This is a genomic window from Planotetraspora kaengkrachanensis, from assembly GCF_016862895.1.
GTDB lineage: Bacteria > Actinomycetota > Actinomycetes > Streptosporangiales > Streptosporangiaceae > Planotetraspora > Planotetraspora kaengkrachanensis.
On the sequence record NZ_BONV01000031.1, the window covers coordinates 154,901 to 169,664 of the forward strand.

At 69.3% G+C, this 14,764-nt stretch carries 14 protein-coding genes; 6 read left to right on the forward strand and 8 right to left on the reverse strand.

Translation table 11 applies throughout. The features are described 5' to 3' along the window. Nucleotides 1-75 precede the first annotated feature (75 nt). The 6 genes from Pka01_RS28375 to Pka01_RS28400 all read right to left on the reverse strand — a co-directional run bounded on the left by Pka01_RS28375 (nt 76) and on the right by Pka01_RS28400 (nt 5,569). Nucleotides 76-933: a metal ABC transporter permease gene (locus Pka01_RS28375; RefSeq protein WP_203885952.1), complete on the reverse strand. Its 858-nt coding sequence runs from the start codon at nt 931-933 to the stop codon at nt 76-78. Further along, nucleotides 930-1,817 (reverse strand): metal ABC transporter permease, encoded by an 888-nt coding sequence (locus Pka01_RS28380; protein WP_203885953.1) that lies wholly within the window; start codon nt 1,815-1,817, stop codon nt 930-932. The genes Pka01_RS28375 and Pka01_RS28380 overlap by 4 nt, the downstream gene beginning before the upstream one ends. Continuing rightward, the gene (locus tag Pka01_RS28385) at nt 1,814-2,584 is read right to left on the reverse strand and encodes a metal ABC transporter ATP-binding protein (RefSeq protein ID WP_203885954.1); all 771 of its coding nucleotides are present in this window, start codon (nt 2,582-2,584) and stop codon (nt 1,814-1,816) included. Before Pka01_RS28385 ends, Pka01_RS28380 begins: the two co-directional genes overlap by 4 nt. After that, complete coding sequence (locus tag Pka01_RS28390; RefSeq protein ID WP_203885955.1) at nt 2,581-3,543, reverse strand: metal ABC transporter substrate-binding protein; 963 nt, start codon at nt 3,541-3,543, stop codon at nt 2,581-2,583. The genes Pka01_RS28385 and Pka01_RS28390 overlap by 4 nt, the downstream gene beginning before the upstream one ends. 203 nt (nt 3,544-3,746) lie before the next feature. Further along, nucleotides 3,747-4,856 (reverse strand): glycerophosphodiester phosphodiesterase, encoded by a 1,110-nt coding sequence (locus tag Pka01_RS28395; RefSeq protein ID WP_203885956.1) that lies wholly within the window; start codon nt 4,854-4,856, stop codon nt 3,747-3,749. Between the two features lie 92 nt (nt 4,857-4,948). After that, nucleotides 4,949-5,569: a hemerythrin domain-containing protein gene (locus tag Pka01_RS28400; RefSeq protein WP_203885957.1), complete on the reverse strand. Its 621-nt coding sequence runs from the start codon at nt 5,567-5,569 to the stop codon at nt 4,949-4,951. A 75-nt stretch (nt 5,570-5,644) separates the two neighbouring features. Here Pka01_RS28400 and Pka01_RS28405 point away from each other — a divergent pair, with 75 nt between their 5' ends. Both Pka01_RS28405 and Pka01_RS28410 read left to right on the forward strand, forming a co-directional pair. Continuing rightward, a complete protein-coding gene (locus Pka01_RS28405; RefSeq protein WP_203885958.1) occupies nt 5,645-6,253 on the forward strand; it encodes a TetR/AcrR family transcriptional regulator in 609 nt (202 codons plus the stop codon). A 120-nt stretch (nt 6,254-6,373) separates the two neighbouring features. Beyond that, nucleotides 6,374-6,985, forward strand: coding sequence for a LapA family protein (locus Pka01_RS28410; RefSeq protein ID WP_203885959.1), 612 nt, complete (start codon nt 6,374-6,376; stop codon nt 6,983-6,985). A 75-nt stretch (nt 6,986-7,060) separates the two neighbouring features. Here Pka01_RS28410 and Pka01_RS28415 read toward each other — a convergent pair whose 3' ends face one another. After that, a complete protein-coding gene (locus Pka01_RS28415) occupies nt 7,061-7,849 on the reverse strand; it encodes a DUF72 domain-containing protein (protein ID WP_239115443.1) in 789 nt (262 codons plus the stop codon). Between the two features lie 101 nt (nt 7,850-7,950). Here Pka01_RS28415 and Pka01_RS28420 point away from each other — a divergent pair, with 101 nt between their 5' ends. Next, entirely contained in the window at nt 7,951-8,496 is a 546-nt protein-coding gene (locus Pka01_RS28420; protein WP_203885960.1) for a type 1 glutamine amidotransferase domain-containing protein, read from the forward strand. Between the two features lie 120 nt (nt 8,497-8,616). Further along, nucleotides 8,617-9,495, forward strand: coding sequence for a sugar kinase (locus tag Pka01_RS28425; RefSeq protein WP_203885961.1), 879 nt, complete (start codon nt 8,617-8,619; stop codon nt 9,493-9,495). Here Pka01_RS28425 and Pka01_RS28430 read toward each other — a convergent pair. After that, a complete protein-coding gene (locus tag Pka01_RS28430; protein ID WP_203885962.1) occupies nt 9,454-12,030 on the reverse strand; it encodes a GcvT family protein in 2,577 nt (858 codons plus the stop codon). The genes Pka01_RS28425 and Pka01_RS28430 overlap by 42 nt on opposite strands. 72 nt (nt 12,031-12,102) lie before the next feature. Here Pka01_RS28430 and Pka01_RS28435 point away from each other — a divergent pair, with 72 nt between their 5' ends. Both Pka01_RS28435 and Pka01_RS28440 read left to right on the forward strand, forming a co-directional pair. Next, nucleotides 12,103-13,035: a phosphotransferase gene (locus Pka01_RS28435; RefSeq protein ID WP_203885963.1), complete on the forward strand. Its 933-nt coding sequence runs from the start codon at nt 12,103-12,105 to the stop codon at nt 13,033-13,035. 10 nt (nt 13,036-13,045) lie between these two features. Beyond that, nucleotides 13,046-14,596 (forward strand): amino acid permease, encoded by a 1,551-nt coding sequence (locus tag Pka01_RS28440; protein WP_203885964.1) that lies wholly within the window; start codon nt 13,046-13,048, stop codon nt 14,594-14,596. Nucleotides 14,597-14,764: the final 168 nt, after the last annotated feature.

Below are 14,764 nucleotides of genomic sequence, written 5' to 3' on the forward strand. Positions count from 1 at the left end.
GACGTGACAGGTGAAAATATGACGTGCGTCTCCTCCGCCGCTCTCCTCCGCCGCTCTCCTCCCGCCGCACCGACGCTAGACGCGTGCCTCTTCCTGAACCGCGACCGCGACCGGAGCCTCGGCCGCGGGCCGGAGCCGGCCGCGCACCACCGAGGCGACGAAGGCCGCGCCGAAGGTGGCGCCGCAGAACAGCGCGATGGACGCTCCGGCCGCGATGTTCCACTGCGTGGAGACCCAGACACCGGCGAGCGCGCACACGACGCCGACCGCGGCGGCGATGGGGAACAGCAACACGAGCCGGTCGGTGATCAGCCGGGCCGTCGCGGCCGGGCCGACCAGGAGGGCGACGGTGAGGATCGCGCCGAGGGCGGGCACGGTGGCGACCACAGTCACCTCGATGATCGCCAGGAGGGCGAAGTCGAGCACAGCGGTGGGCAGCCCGGCGGCCGCCGCCCCGTTCCTGTCGAAGGCGACCAGCAGCAGTTCCTTGCCCAGCGCGGCCATCACGACGAGCACGACGACGGCGACGACGGCCGTGATCACCAGGTCCGACGTGCTCACCGCGAGGACGTCGCCCACCGTGTAGGCGGTCAGGTCCTTGCTGAAGCCGTCCTGCGCCGACACCAGGACGACGCCGAGGGCGAACCCCCCGGACAGCGCGATCCCGGTCGCGGCGGTGAAGTCCTGCCCGCGCGCCCGCGAGAAGACCACGACGGCGAGGACCACGAGCAGGCCGAAGACGCCGCCGCCGAGATAGAGGTCGACGCCCAGCAACGCGGCGACGACGATCCCGGGGAAGGTCCCGTGCGTCAGCGCCATCGTGAAGAACGGCAACCGGCGCGCGATGACGAACACGCCCACCACGCCGCCGAGGACGCCGACCAGGGCCGCCTCGATCATGGCCCGGTGGACGGTGGAGTCGAGCCAGGTCACCGCGTCATCTCCAGTTCAGGGGTGCCCAGCCGGGCACGGCTGAGCCCCACACGTCTCCGTACGACTCCCGCCAGGGCGGCCACGCCGTACAACACGACGAGAACCAGGACCACGGTGCCCCCCGAGGCGAGCCGCAACCCGTGGTAGACGGACGCCTCGTAGCTGGCCGCGAGCCCGAGCCAGCCGCCGAGGGCGCCGATGAGGCAGGCGAGCGGCACGATCAACACGAGCCGGTCGGACAGGGCGCGTGCCGCCGCGGCCGGGACGATCAGCAGCGCGATGACCAGGATCGTGCCCACGGCCTGCACCGCCGCGACCACCACCAGGGCCACGGCGACGTTCATGACCAGGTCGAGCAGGCCGACGCGGATGCCCGAAGCCGCCGCGCCCTCGGGGTCGAACGTGCGCAGCATGAGCGGTCGCCGCAGCACGGCAAGCAGGCCGGCGACCAGGACCGTCACCACGGCGGTCTGCACGAGCTGCTCCTGGGTGACGGTGAGGATCCGCCCGAACAGGAACTGCGTGAGGTCGGAGGTGAAGGCGGTCCGCCGGGAGACGAGCACGACGCCGATCGCGAACAGCGAGGTCAGCACCATGGCGAGCGCGGCGTCCTCGCTCACCCGCCGCCGATGGGAGAGCACGGTGAGCAGCACCGCCGTCACCGCCCCCGCGGCCAGCGCCCCCCAGAAGACGCCGTCCTGGCCGGCCATCAGGTAACCGATGACCACGCCGGGGAAGACGGTGTGGGTCAGGGTGTCGCTCACGAACGCGAGCCGGCGCAGCAGGACCAGCACCCCGACCGTGCCGGCGAGCACACCGAGGATGACCAGTTCGATCAGTGCCCGCGCCATGAACGGCAGTTGGAACGGCTCGAACAGGCTCATGTCTGGGTCACGATCACCCGGTCGCCGCGCAACTCCAGCGCGTGCCCGCCGTACGTCGCCCGCAGGCGCTCGGGGGTGAGAACCGCGTCGGTCGGCCCGAATCCGAACTGGTGACGGTTGAGCAGGCACACCTCGTCGCAGGCGAGGTGTGCGATGGCCAGGTCGTGTGTGCTGACGACGACCGCCGCCCCCTGCTGCTTGAGCAGGGCAATCGCTTCGAGGAGGGCGTGCTGGCTCACCGCGTCCACCCCGTTGAAGGGTTCGTCGAGCAGCAGCAGCCGCGGCTGGGCGGCGATCGCCCTGGCCAGGAGCACCCGCTGGCGCTGGCCGCCGGACAGCGTGCCGAAGCGGTTCTTGGCGCGGTCGCTGAGCCCGACCCGTTCCAGCGCCTCGGCCGCGTGGGCGCGGTCGGCCGCGGACGGACGGCGGAGCCAGCCGATCTTCCGGTAGCGGCCCATCATCACCACCTGCTCGACCGACACCGGGAAGTCGGGGTCGAGGGTGTCGGCCTGCGGCACGTAGGCGACGTCGCGGCGCGCCTGGGCAGGCGTGACCCCGAGCACCTCGATCCGGCCGCGGACCGTGGGGACCAGGCCGAGGACGGCTTTGATCAGCGTGGACTTTCCCGCGCCGTTGGGGCCGATGAGCGCCACGGCCTCGCCCGAGCGGACGGTGCCGTGCAACTCCTCCAGCACCGGTACGTGCCCGTAGGCGACACTGGCCTGTTCGAGGACCAGTGCCGCCGTACGGTCTTGCTGCTGTGTCATGTGGAGGAACCCTTGAGGGCGGTGACGATCGTGTCGGTGTTGTGCTCTTCCATCTGGAGGTAGCTGGCTCCCGCCGACCCCTCCGGACCGAGCGTATCTCCGTACAACGAGTCCTCTCCCGCCTCCACCTTCACACCGGCCTCGCGGCCGATCGCCTCCGCCGTCTTGGGCGGCAGGGACGACTCGGAGAAGATCGCGGTGACGCCGGTCGACCTGATCTTGGCCACGAGGTCGGCGATCTGCTTGCCCGACAGCTCCGCCGAGGTGTCGAAGCTCGGAATGATCGAGCCGACGAAGGTCAGCTTGTAGCGGTCGATGTAGTAGCCGAACGCGTCGTGGTTGGTGACGAGCTTGCGGCTGTCCGCCGGAATCGAGTCGATCTTCTTGGTGATGTCGGCGTCGAGTGCGTCGATCTTGGCGTCGTACGCCGCGAGGTTGGCCTGGTAGGCGGACGCGTCGGCGGCGTCCTGGGCGGCGAACGCCTTCTCGATGTTGGCCACCATGATCTTCGCGTTCAGCGGGTTGTGCCAGATGTGCGGGTCTCCGGCCGACTCCTCCTCGGACCCGTCGCCCTGGCGGATCGCGACGCCCTGACTTGCGTCGACGATCGTGCCGTTGAAGCCGGCGGACGTGATCACCTGGTCGAGCCACTTCTCCAGGCCCACGCCGTTCTTGACCACGACGTCGGCCTCGGCGATCGCCTGGATGTCCGCGGGGGACGGCTCGTAGTCGTGCGGGTCGACGTTGGGCTTGAGGATCTGGTGGACCACCACCTTGTCACCGCCCACGTTCCTGGCGAAGTCGCCGACCTGGGTGGTGGTGGCGACGACCTTGAGAGGCTGCGGAGCCCCCGGGCTTGCGCCGGACTGCGACGAAGACGACGAGCCGGAGCCACAGGCGGTCGCGAACATCACGACAAGGGCGGCAACCGGCAGGGAGCGGGCAAGAGGGGAGCGCACGACAGTCCTGTTCGATTCGACGTTTGTAGACGTATCGAGGAGATACACCCGAATCGTGTCGTAAATGAAAATGATTGTCAACTTCGTTTTGGCGTGAGCGCCGGATGCCCACCTGAGAGTGGCCCCCGAACGACGACGTGCCGACGACACGAAGTCGTCGGCACGCCGGCGGTCGCTGCGGGAGGGCCCGCTCCTGGGATTCCTCAGTGACGTGCGCGGGCTCCGAGCACCGCGCGGGCGATGCCGGGGTCGTCGGAGAAGACGCCGTCGATGTTCTGGTCGAACAGCTTGTTGAAGTAGCCCGTGACGTCACCGGTCGTCCGGGCGTACACGGGGCTCGCCGGGTCGCCGCGGCGGTAGTCCACCGGGAGTTGCGAGTTCTCGGGACGAACGGTCCAGGTGTGCACGTCGAGGTGCGCCCGGTGCGCGTCCCTGACCAGCGTGGTCGGGGCGACCGTACGGCCGTCCGCGCCCACGGGCAGGATGCGGGTGGTCGCCACGCCGACGCCGTAGGCGTAGGACGCCACGTCTTTCAGACCCGCCGGGGTGATCATCTGGTCGTAGGTGAAGCCGTCGCCCTTGGCCACGTGGTCGTAGGGTGCGCCGGACCCGTTGACCAGCTGGATCAGCCGCAGCTTGGTCTTCTTGTGCAGGTCTCGGATGTTGGCCGTCTCGAACGACTGGATGAACACCGGGTCGGTCGACTTCCGCCAGCCGTGCCTGGCCAGCGTGGCCAGCAGCGGCTCCTCGAGCGACAGCCCGATGGAGTCGAAGTACGTCGGGTGCTTCGTCTCGGGGTAGACGCCCACGCCGTGACGCTGGGCGAGCTCGATGACCTCGTCGAAGGTCGGGATCGGCGCCAGGCCGTTGAAGGCCGTGCTCTCCGGGCGCAGGTCGGGGATGCGCTCCTTGGCCCGGAGGGTCCGCAGCTCGGCGAGCGTGAAGTCCTCGGTGAACCAGCCGGTCACCGCCACGCCGTCGATGGTCTTGGTGGTGCGCCGGCCCGCGAACTCGGGGTGGTCGGCCACGTCGGTGGTCCCCCCGATCTCGTTCTCGTGCCTGGCGACGAGGATGTGGTCCTTGGTCGAGACGAGGTCGGGCTCGATGTAGTCGGCGCCCAGGCCGATGGCCGTCTCGTAGGACAGGAGAGTGTGCTCCGGCCGCCAGGCGCTCGCGCCCCGATGGCCGATGACGATGGGCTCCCGGTCGCGCTTGTCGGCGGTCGCGGCGCCGGGCTGAATCAGCACAGCGGCAACCGTACCGCCCGCGAGGACGGCCAGAGCTCCGGCCACGAACTTACGGATCATGGTCATGCCCGGACGATAAGTGGCGTAAGCGACTCTCACATTAAGGCGAGGTGCCCACTCGGCGACGCCTTCCACTGCGACGTGAGCGCGCCGGGCACTCAGGCCCGCAGGGCGGCCAAGCCGGCCTGAGCCTGCGTTCGCATCATCGGGACGAACTGCCGAGCGGCCTCGGGAAGGCCGGACAGCGCCAGCTCGACCTCCTCCGGAGTACCCACCTCGTCGAAGAACCCGACCATGAGATGGGCCGCCTCGGTCGGCGACGTCGTGATGACCTTCTGGGAGAAATCAGCCCAGGCCTCCGGGGAGACGTGGTCGCGCAGGGCCGGGAACAGCAGGGGTTCCTCCTTCTCGAGATGGCGATGCACAAGATCGCGAACGGCCGTCGCCGCCTCCCGCAGGGCGGCGCGGTCGACGCCGTCGCAAATCTCCACCTCACCGAGCGCGTCAAGGACCGCGTCGAGCTGCACGTGCTCGGCTCCGAGGGCGGCGAGACCGTCGGCGGCCCCCGGCTCGACAGCGGTGATCATGGGCCAGAGCAGCTCGTCCTCACTCTCATGGTGGTGATGCAGGTTCGCGACGAGGAAGTCGCGCAGCTCGGCCAGCGCCGCGCTGGGGACGGTGGAGCGCCCAGCCGCCTCGACCAGCAATGACGTGGCCGTGCGGTGCATTCCGTGCGCGAGACGGGTCTCGATGATCGCCGTCGGTTCAGAGTTGAGCATGCGGAGACGGTATTGAATATAGGACTATATAGTCAATATTGACGAATGTGATCAATATGATGGAATAATCGGTGGATGGGCACGTACCGCTCTCCCCGCCGCGCGGACGCGGCCGCCGACACCCGTGCCGCGATCATGCGGAGCGCTCGGGAGTTGTTCCTCCTCCACGGCTACTCCGCGGTCACGGTCGCGCAGATCGCCGCAGGCGCGCGCGTCGCCGTACCGACCGTCTACAACAGCGCCGGGGGCAAGACGGGCATCCTGGCCGCTCTGCTCGCCCCCGCCGTGAACGACCCGAGCGTCGCGGATGCCCTCGACGCGGTGGCGGCGGCCACTGATCCGGGCGCGGTCGTCGACATCACGGCCGCCTACACCCGCCAGGACCATGAGCGGCACTGGGACATCCTGTTCGGGCTGCTCCACGAAGGTCTGGGAGAGGCCGCCGCCACCGAGGTGCTCAACACGGGCATCCGCGCCTACATCGAGGCGCTGACCGCGGTGGCCGATCGCCTGGTCGCCTTGAACGGGCTGCGACCCGGCCTGGACCGGGAGACGACCGTCGATCTTCTGTGGTTCTACCTCGGCCAGCGCTCCTGGTTCGTCCTCGTCGGTGAACGCGGCTGGAGCTTCGACCGTGCGCAGGAATGGCTGGCCGCCTCCGCCCGTCAGGCGTTGCTGCGATGAGGCCTGTTCCGACTTTCGTGCGGTGACCCGTCTCGGAACCCCGGCCGCGTACATGAATCGCGATTACCCGGGCAGTGGAGGGCTGCCCGCGAATCGGAACGCAACTTGGGGTGAGGTCAAATGGTCCTGCTGGGCCTGCTCCTGATCATGGTCGCGGCGGCGGCCGTGATCGAGGTATCGATCAACGAAACCGCCACGACGATGCCCATCAACGTCAGGGACTGGACGGTCAACCTGAGCCCGTTCGAGTTGTTCGTCGCCGGAGCCGCGACGGCAGGGGTGTTCCTGATCGGCCTTCTCATGGTCAGCGGCGGCTTGCGCCGTTCGAGCACCAAGCGCCGCAAGCTCCGCGAGGCCCGGCTGGCCGAGCGGCAGCGCCTGACCAAGCTCGAGGCGGAGAAGCGCGACCTCGAGCGGAAACTGGAGGGAGTCGACGCCACCACGCCCACGACCGACCCTGTGAGCGCCACTGCGACCGGCCCTCTGCCCGGGTCCGCGGCCGAGCGGGAGCTCATGGCGACCCGCGAGGCCGACACCCGTGAAGCGGACACCCGCGAGATGACGCGTCCCGGCCGGGTGGAAGGCGACCGCACCGCCGAATCGGGCGACCGTCACGTCACGGTCCCGGCCCAGACGTCGTCCGACCAGCTCGTGGCCGGCCGGCGTGGGGCCTCCCACGCCGACCGCCCCGCGGATCCCCGCAACCGCGCCGACTCCGGCGACCCCGCCTGACCTGGGTCCCGCGCGCCCGCGCCGTCATCCTCCGAGGCGGCGCGGGTTGCGCATGTCAGGGTTTGTCACGGATTGTCAGGGTCTCCCGCCGGCGTGCGTGGACTCGATCTCGTCGAGCTGCCTGACACGGCTCACGTCCCACCCGGCGTCCTCCGCCAGGAGGGCGAGCGTGAGGGCGTTCCGTACGGCGGCGCCGCCCCGGTCGTTGTTGAAGTAGACGTACGCGTCGCGCACGTCCCCCGCTTCGCGCAGCCGGTTGAGCCAGCTCTTCAGCGCCTGTTCCCCATAGCTCGGCCACGTCCGGCCCCGGCCCTCGTGCAGGCGCAGATAGATCCAGTCGGCCGTCCGCCACAAAGGCGACTGGGGCCTGCCCAGCCTGTCGGCCCAGCACAGGGCCGCACCGCGTTCGGCCAGGATCTCCCGGATCTCGTCCGTCCACCACGACTCGTGCCTGGGCTCGACCGCGATCCTGACCTTCTTCGGGAAGCGCGTGAGGCACCGGCGAAGCCGCTCCGCGTCGGCCCGCAGCGTGGGCGGCAACTGCAACAGGACCGGGCCGAGCTTGCGCCCGAGTCCTTCCGCCACCCCCATGAGCCGCTCGACCGGCTCCTCGGGATCCTTCAGTCGCTTGATGTGCGTGAGGAACCTGCTGGCCTTGACCGCCATGACGAAGTCGCCCGACGTGCGCTGCCGCCAGCTCTCGAACGTCTCCCTCGCGGGCAGACGGTAGAACGCGTTGTTGTTCTCGACCGTCGCGAAGACGTCGCAGTACCTCTCCAGCCAGAGCCGCTGGGGCACGCCGGAATAGATCATGTCCCGCCAGTCGGCGTACTGCCAGCCAGAGGTTCCGATGAACATCGGCATACGACCCCCCTACCCCGCATTCGGCATAGATCGCTCGAACAGGGGCAGGCGAATCTCCGGATCGGCTAACAGCGAGAAAGCCGTTACGAGAGGGGCGAATGATGATCAAGGGAAAGACGATCGCGTTTCTGGTCGCTCCGGAAGGCGTCGAGCAGGTCGAGCTGTCCGAGCCCTGGCGGGCCGTCGAACTGGCGGGCGGGACTCCCCGGCTGGTGTCCAGCAAGCCCGGTCACGTCCAGGCGTTCAACCACCTGGACAAGGCGGACACCTTCCCGGTCGACATGACCGTCGACGACGCGTCCGCCGCGGAGTTCGACGGGCTGGTCCTGCCCGGCGGCGTGGCCAACCCCGACATGTTGCGTACCGACCCGAAGGCAGTCAGGTTCGCCAAGGGCTTCTTCGAGGACGGCAAGCCGGTGGCGGCCATCTGCCACGCGCCGTGGACGCTCATCGAGGCCGACGTCGTCCGCGGCCGTACGCTGACGTCCTGGCCGAGCCTGCGGACGGACCTGCGCAACGCCGGGGCGGAGTGGGTCGACCAGGAGGTCATGGTCGACACGGCCGGCCCGAACACGCTCGTGACCAGCAGAAAGCCCGACGATCTCAAGGCGTTCTGCCAGGCGGCCCTCGACGCGTTCAGCGACTGATCCGCCCGCGATCCGCACTCCATACGCACCTGATCGGCATACGCCTTACGGGCGGGGAACGAGCTCTGCCATGCTTTCACGCAGCACCATCGCGGCACGAGAGCGCGGAGAAATACTGGCATGACCGAGGTGTTCACGCTCGGAGAGGCGCTCGGCGTCGTCTCGGCCGACCGCATACGACACGACACGACAGCCCGGCTGGACGTCGAGGGCCCCGAGCTCACGATGGCCGTCGGTCTCGCGCGGCTCGGTCATCGGGTCGCCTGGCTCGGCCGGGTGAGCATCGACGAACTGGGCGCGCGCACGCTGAGCGTTCTGCGCGGCGAGGGCGTGGACGTCACCCACGCCCGGGTCGACGAGACCGCCCCCACCGGCGTTGTGATCCGGCAGCGGCGGATCGGCCGCCTGTCGCACGAGGTCTACTACCAGAGCGGCTCCGCGGGCGCCCGCCTGTCGACGGGCGACGTCCCCGCCGAGGCGGTTCAGTCGGCACGCATCCTGCACATCACCGGCATCACCCTGGCGCTCAGCGGATACGCCTGGAGCGCCGTGCACCACGCGGTCAAGCTGGCGCGTGACGCCGGGGTGCTCGTCTCCGTCGACGTCAACCACCGGCCCCATCTCTGGGAGAGCGTCGACGAGGCACGGCAGGCGCTGGCCGAACTCGCCTCCTCCGCCGACATCCTGTTCGCCAACCAGGACGAGCTGCCGCTCGTCGAGCCGGCTCTGGCGGGAGTTCCCGAGCTGATCGTGACCCGCGGGGCCAAGGGGGCGAGCGCGACGGTCGACGGCCTGCGTTACGACACCCAGGCGGCGCCGGTGACGGCCGTCGACGCCACCGGGGTCGGCGGCGCCTTCGTCGCGGGTTATCTCAGCGCGCTCCTCGACGACCTCCACCCCGCCGACCGGCTCAAGCGGGGCATCTCACTGGCCGCGTACGCCGTGGCCGGCCACGGCTCATGGCAGGGGCTGCCCACCCGGGGAGAGCTGCCCCCGTGAGGTCCAGGGTGCGCTTCTGACCCGGTCATGGCCGGGGTCGTAGAGGGGCTCCGCGACGATCCGCGCGCCGACCCAGCCGCCGTTCACCCCGACCTCCACCCGCGCCTCGGCTGTGCCATCTCCGCCATCCCCGCCATCCCCGCCGTCGGCGACGCCGACCGGCAGGTACGCATAGGCGATCGACCGGCCGACGCGGCAGCCGTACCCGCCGCTGGTCACACGGGACACCGGCCGCCCGCCCAGCCGTACCGGCTCGCCTCCCAGGCAGACCTCACGCTCGTCGTCGACGACCAGGCAGCGCAACGTCCGACGCGGCTCGGGGAGGGCGTCTCGCCGCTCCGGTCGTACGGCGAAGCCGAGCCCGGCTTCGAGCGGTGTCGTCTCGGGGGTGATGTCGAGGCCCCAGACCCGGTACCCCATCTCCAGCCGCATCGAGTCGAGGGCGCGATAGCCCGCCGGACGCATGCCGTACGGCAGGCCGGCCTCCATGAGCGCGTCCCAGAGCGTCAGGCCGAACTCGGCCGGGCAGTAGAGCTCCCACCCGAACTCGCCCACGAAGGTCACCCGCTGGGCCAGCACCGGGACGTGACCGACGCTGATCTCACTGGCCCGCATGTATCCGAAGGTCAGGTCGTCGTCGCTCAGCGTGCCCAGGATGTCGTACGCCCGGGGCCCCCACAGGCAGTAACAGGCGTAGGCGGAGGTGACGTCCCTGACCTCCAGACCGTGCCGGCGCAGGATCTCGGCGTCGTGGACGCCGAAGGCCGTGCCGGTGACCACGCGGAACCGGTCCTCGGCGAGTCTCGTCACGGTGACGTCGGCGTCGATGCCGCCACGCCCGTTGAGCACCTGGGTGTAGACGACCGTGCCGACGGGCCGGTCGAGGCCGTTCCCGCAGGCCCGCTCCAGGTCGGTCAGGGCGTTCTTGCCCGAGACCTCCAGCTTCGAGAACGACGTCTGGTCGAACAGGCCGGCCGCGCTCCCCGTCGCCAGGCACTCCTCGCGGATCGCGGGTGACCATGTCCTGCCGGCCCAGCCTCTCGGCTCCGGCCCGCTCGTGTCGCCGGCGGGCGCACCGAACCAGTTGACCCGCTCCCAGCCGGCCTTCTCCCCGAAAGCCGCGTCGAGCGCCGCATGCCGTACCCAGGCGGGTGATCGGCGGAGCGGCCGGGCGGCGGTGCGCTCCTCGCCGGGATACACGATGTCGTAGTACTTGCTGTACGAATCGAGCGCCTTCTCCCGGGCCCATCTGGCCGAACGCGCGTGAGCGCCGAACCTGCGGACGTCCATGCCGAAGACGTCGTACTCCGGGCTGCCGTCGACGATCCACTCGGCCATGACCTTGCCCACGCCGCCCGCCGCCGCCAGGCCGTGCACACAGAACCCGGCCGCGACCCAGAAGCCCCTGACACCGGTCTCGCCCAGGAGGAACTCGCCGTCCGGAGTGAACGCCTCCGGCCCGTGGACCACCTTCCGGAACGCCCTTTCGGGGTCCGCCGCGTCCACCTGGGTGCTGATCTGGGCACTGATCTGGGAGAGGTGCCCCGGCAGTCGGTGAACGGCCGACTCCCACGACTCACGAAATTTCGGCATATCCGGGACGAAAAGCGTGCGCGGCTCGGCGAGCGGGTGTTCGACGTCCCAGACCTGCGGCGTGCGGATGTATCCCCCGACGAGGATCCCGCCGCCGTCCTCCCTGAAATACACGATGTTGTCGGGGTCGCGGACGGTCGGCGTATCCGCCGGGACTCCCATGGGGTTCGTCACCACGTACTGGTGCTTGATCGGCACGATCGGCACGTCGACGCCCGCGAGACGTCCCACCGCCCCGGCCGCCGCGCCCGCCGCGTTGACCACGGTCTCGGTTCGGACGATCCACTCCTCGCAGCGCTCTTCGCCAGGCTCTTCGCCGCTCTTTTCGCCGGGCTCCTCGCCGTCTTCGCGTGTTGCCGCGCCGCGGAGCCGTACGGCGCGCACCCGGCCGTCCGTCACCTCCACACCGGCCACCTCGACGCCGGTGAAGATCTTGACGCCGAGCCTTCTCGCGCCTTCGGCGAGGGCCCGGCCCAGCCGCGCCGGATCGAGCCAGCCGTCGCCGGGGAGCCACAACGATCCCCTGACGTCGCCGACCTCCATGGCGGGAAAGCGCTCCAGAGTCCGCGCGGCGTCGAGTAGTTCCATGTCGAGGCCGTAGGTCTCGGCCGCGCCGGCCTGCCGCAGGAGTTCCTCCTGCCGTTCGGGAGTCGTCGCGAGTCGCAGCCCGCCGACGCCGTGCCAGCCCGGATCGAGCCCGGTCAGCTCCCGCAACTCCGGATAGAGGCCGGCCGAGTACATGATCATGCGCGTCTGCGTCACGGTCGACCGGAGTTGCCCGACGAAACCGGCCGAGTGCCAGGTCGTGCCCTCGGTCAGGTCATGCCGCTCGACCAGGATCACGTCGGTCCAACCGAGCCGGGCGAGGTGGTAGGCCACACTGCATCCGGCCACACCACCACCTATGACGACGACCTGGGCGTCGGCGGGAAGTTGCGGCATCGGAACCTTCCTGTAACACCTGGCCCGCACAATCGGATCAATGGTCTGAAGGTAGACCAAAAGGAGCCGGGCATGCCAGATGCCGTCGACCACGCGCTGGAGCTCGTCACGGCCTGGGCCGGTCGACCGGTCACCTCCACCACGATCAAAGGCGGGCTGAGCCACCGCATCTCCCGGCTGGAGACCGACGACGGCGAACGCTGGCTCCTGCGCGTCCTGAACCCCTCGATCGCGGCGGCCGGACTGGGCATCCCGCTCGACCAGGAGATCGCGAACACCCTGCACGCCGCCTCCACCGGGATCGGCGCCCGGGTTCTGCACGTCATGCCGGGCGCGATGGTCCTCGAATACATCGACGGCGTCACCCTCGACCCTCCCGCCGTACGCGCGCCCGCGATGATCGAGAAGGTGGCGGCGGCCTGCCGGCGGCTCCACGCCGGACCACCCTTCGTGAACGACTTCTCCATCTTCCGCAAGCTCGACGACCTGGTGGCGCGCTGCCGTACCCGGGGGCTGAGCCTCCCCGCGGGATATGAAGAGGTCCTGCCCGTCGCGGCCGACATCGAGGCGGCCCTCGACGCGCGCCCGTTGCCGGCCGTCCCATGCCACAACGACCTGCTCGCCGAGAACCTGATCGCCACCGGTCCGGACGTCCGCATCGTCGACTACCAGCTGTCCGGCAACAACGACCCCTGCTTCGAGCTCGGCGACATCGCCGCGGAGTCCGACTTCGATCCCGACCAGGTCGTACGGCTCACACGCGCCTACTTCGGCGACGACGACCAGGTCCCGCGCGTGCGGCTGAATCTGATCATGTCCAACCTCACCTGGACGTTGTGGTTCGTCGTCCACCAGGGACTGGTCCGCGACCAGGCATCCTCCGGCTTCGACTACAGCGCGTTCGACTACAGCACGGAGGCCGCCGACAAGTTCGCGCAGGCCGTGCGAGATATCGAAGATCCGAGCTTCGGCCATCTGATCGACGGCCGGACATCCCCCACCTAGAGGAGGCCTCATGGCGCAAGCCCTCGACGACGACGCCCAACGACTAGCCGAGCTCGGTTACAAGCAGGAACTGTCCCGGTCGTGGAGCGGTTTCTCCAACTTCGCGATCTCCTTCTCCATCATCTCGATCCTCGCCGGCTGCTTCACGACCTTCGGCCAGGCCTGGAACAACGGCGGGCCGCTCGCCATCTCCGTGGGCTGGCCGCTGATCTCGATCTTCATTCTGATCATCGGTTTCTGCATGTCGGAGCTGGTCTCGGCTTATCCGACCGCCGGCGGCATCTACTGGTGGGCGGCGAAGCTGGGCAAGCCGATCCACGGATGGTTCACCGGCTGGCTCAACCTGGTGGGCCTGATCGCGGTGACGGCCTCGGTCGACTACGGCTGCGCCACCTTCCTCAACATCACCATCGGCCGGTTCAGCGACAGCTGGGCCGCCGGCAACGCGCTGCACCAGACCTTCCTGTTGTTCGCCGTCGTCCTGGTGCTGCACGCCCTGATCAACATCTTCAGCCACCGGTTGATCTCCATCCTGCAGAACATCTCGGTGTGGTGGCACGTCTTCGGCGCCGCGGCCGTGGTCCTCATCCTGATCTTCGGGCCGTCCAGCCACCAGAGCGTCGGGTTCCTGTTCGAGCAGTTCAACAACTCCGGCTTCGGCGGCGGGAGCACCTCCGGGCCGACCTTCTGGCTCTACGTCCTGCCGCTGGGCTTCCTGCTGACCCAGTACACGATCACCGGCTTTGACGCCTGCGCGCACGTCTCGGAGGAGACGCACAACGCGGCCAGGACCGCCGCCAAGGGGCTCTGGCAGTCGATCTTCTATTCGGCGATCGGCGGCTGGATCCTGCTCCTGTCGTTCCTGTTCGCGGCAACCGACGTCGACGCGGTCAATAAGGAGTTCGGCTTCGTCGGGGCGATCTTCACGTCGGCGCTGTCGTCGCCTCTCGCGACCGTCATCTTCGGCATCTCCACCATCGGTCAGTTCTTCTGCGGAATGAGCTGCGTGACCTCCATGTCGCGGATGACCTACGCGTTCTCCCGTGACGGCGCCGTGCCCGGCTGGCGGCTGTGGTCGCGGGTGGACGCCAACCGCACGCCGGTCAACGCCATCATCGGCGGCTGCGCCGTCGCTCTTCTGATCACACTGCCCGCGCTGTACGCCCCTCCCGGAAGCGCCACCCCCGTGGCGTTCCTGGCCGTGGTCTCCATCGCGGTGATCGGGCTCTACCTGGCCTTCCTCATCCCGATCTGGCTGCGGCTCCGTGCCGGCGACTCCTTCCGGCCCGGCCCCTGGACACTCGGGCCCAAGTACAAGGTCCTCGGCTGGATCGCCGTGATCGAAATCGCCATCATCTCGATCTACTTCATCCTCCCCATCGCGCCCGCAGGCGTGCCGGGCAACAAGGACTTCGCCTGGACGTCCGTGAACTACGCCCCCATCGCCGTCGGCGCCGTTCTCATCGGAATCGCCCTGTGGTGGAACCTGTCCGCCAAGAAGTGGTTCACCGGCCCACGCCGGACCATCGACGAGGTCGAGTCGCCCGAGACCGTCGCCTGATCCTCCAGTAATCGCATCCCGTACGGCCCGCCCCACCCGGCGGGCCGTACGACTTTCCGCCCCTTCCGAGGTCGTCGGCGCCCGGGCCTCTAGTGGCTCTGGCTGATCATGTTCGCGTGGGGCGGTTGATGGGCCCTCCGGTGTTCCGGTCAGTGTTCCGGCTGGTGT

Bases quoted from the DNA above. Each gene is read 5' to 3' on its own strand.
- Pka01_RS28440 (WP_203885964.1), top strand. From the start codon at position 13,046: ATGGCGCAAGCCCTCGACGACGACGCCCAACGACTAGCCGAGCTCGGT.
- Pka01_RS28380 (WP_203885953.1), bottom strand. From the start codon at position 1,817: ATGAGCCTGTTCGAGCCGTTCCAACTGCCGTTCATGGCGCGGGCACTG.
- Pka01_RS28385 (WP_203885954.1), bottom strand. From the start codon at position 2,584: ATGACACAGCAGCAAGACCGTACGGCGGCACTGGTCCTCGAACAGGCC.
- Pka01_RS28395 (WP_203885956.1), bottom strand. From the start codon at position 4,856: ATGACCATGATCCGTAAGTTCGTGGCCGGAGCTCTGGCCGTCCTCGCG.
- Pka01_RS28435 (WP_203885963.1), top strand. From the start codon at position 12,103: ATGCCAGATGCCGTCGACCACGCGCTGGAGCTCGTCACGGCCTGGGCC.
- Pka01_RS28405 (WP_203885958.1), top strand. From the start codon at position 5,645: ATGGGCACGTACCGCTCTCCCCGCCGCGCGGACGCGGCCGCCGACACC.
- Pka01_RS28415 (WP_239115443.1), bottom strand. From the start codon at position 7,849: ATGCCGATGTTCATCGGAACCTCTGGCTGGCAGTACGCCGACTGGCGG.
- Pka01_RS28430 (WP_203885962.1), bottom strand. From the start codon at position 12,030: ATGCCGCAACTTCCCGCCGACGCCCAGGTCGTCGTCATAGGTGGTGGT.
- Pka01_RS28410 (WP_203885959.1), top strand. From the start codon at position 6,374: ATGGTCCTGCTGGGCCTGCTCCTGATCATGGTCGCGGCGGCGGCCGTG.
- Pka01_RS28420 (WP_203885960.1), top strand. From the start codon at position 7,951: ATGATCAAGGGAAAGACGATCGCGTTTCTGGTCGCTCCGGAAGGCGTC.
- Pka01_RS28425 (WP_203885961.1), top strand. From the start codon at position 8,617: ATGACCGAGGTGTTCACGCTCGGAGAGGCGCTCGGCGTCGTCTCGGCC.
- Pka01_RS28400 (WP_203885957.1), bottom strand. From the start codon at position 5,569: ATGCTCAACTCTGAACCGACGGCGATCATCGAGACCCGTCTCGCGCAC.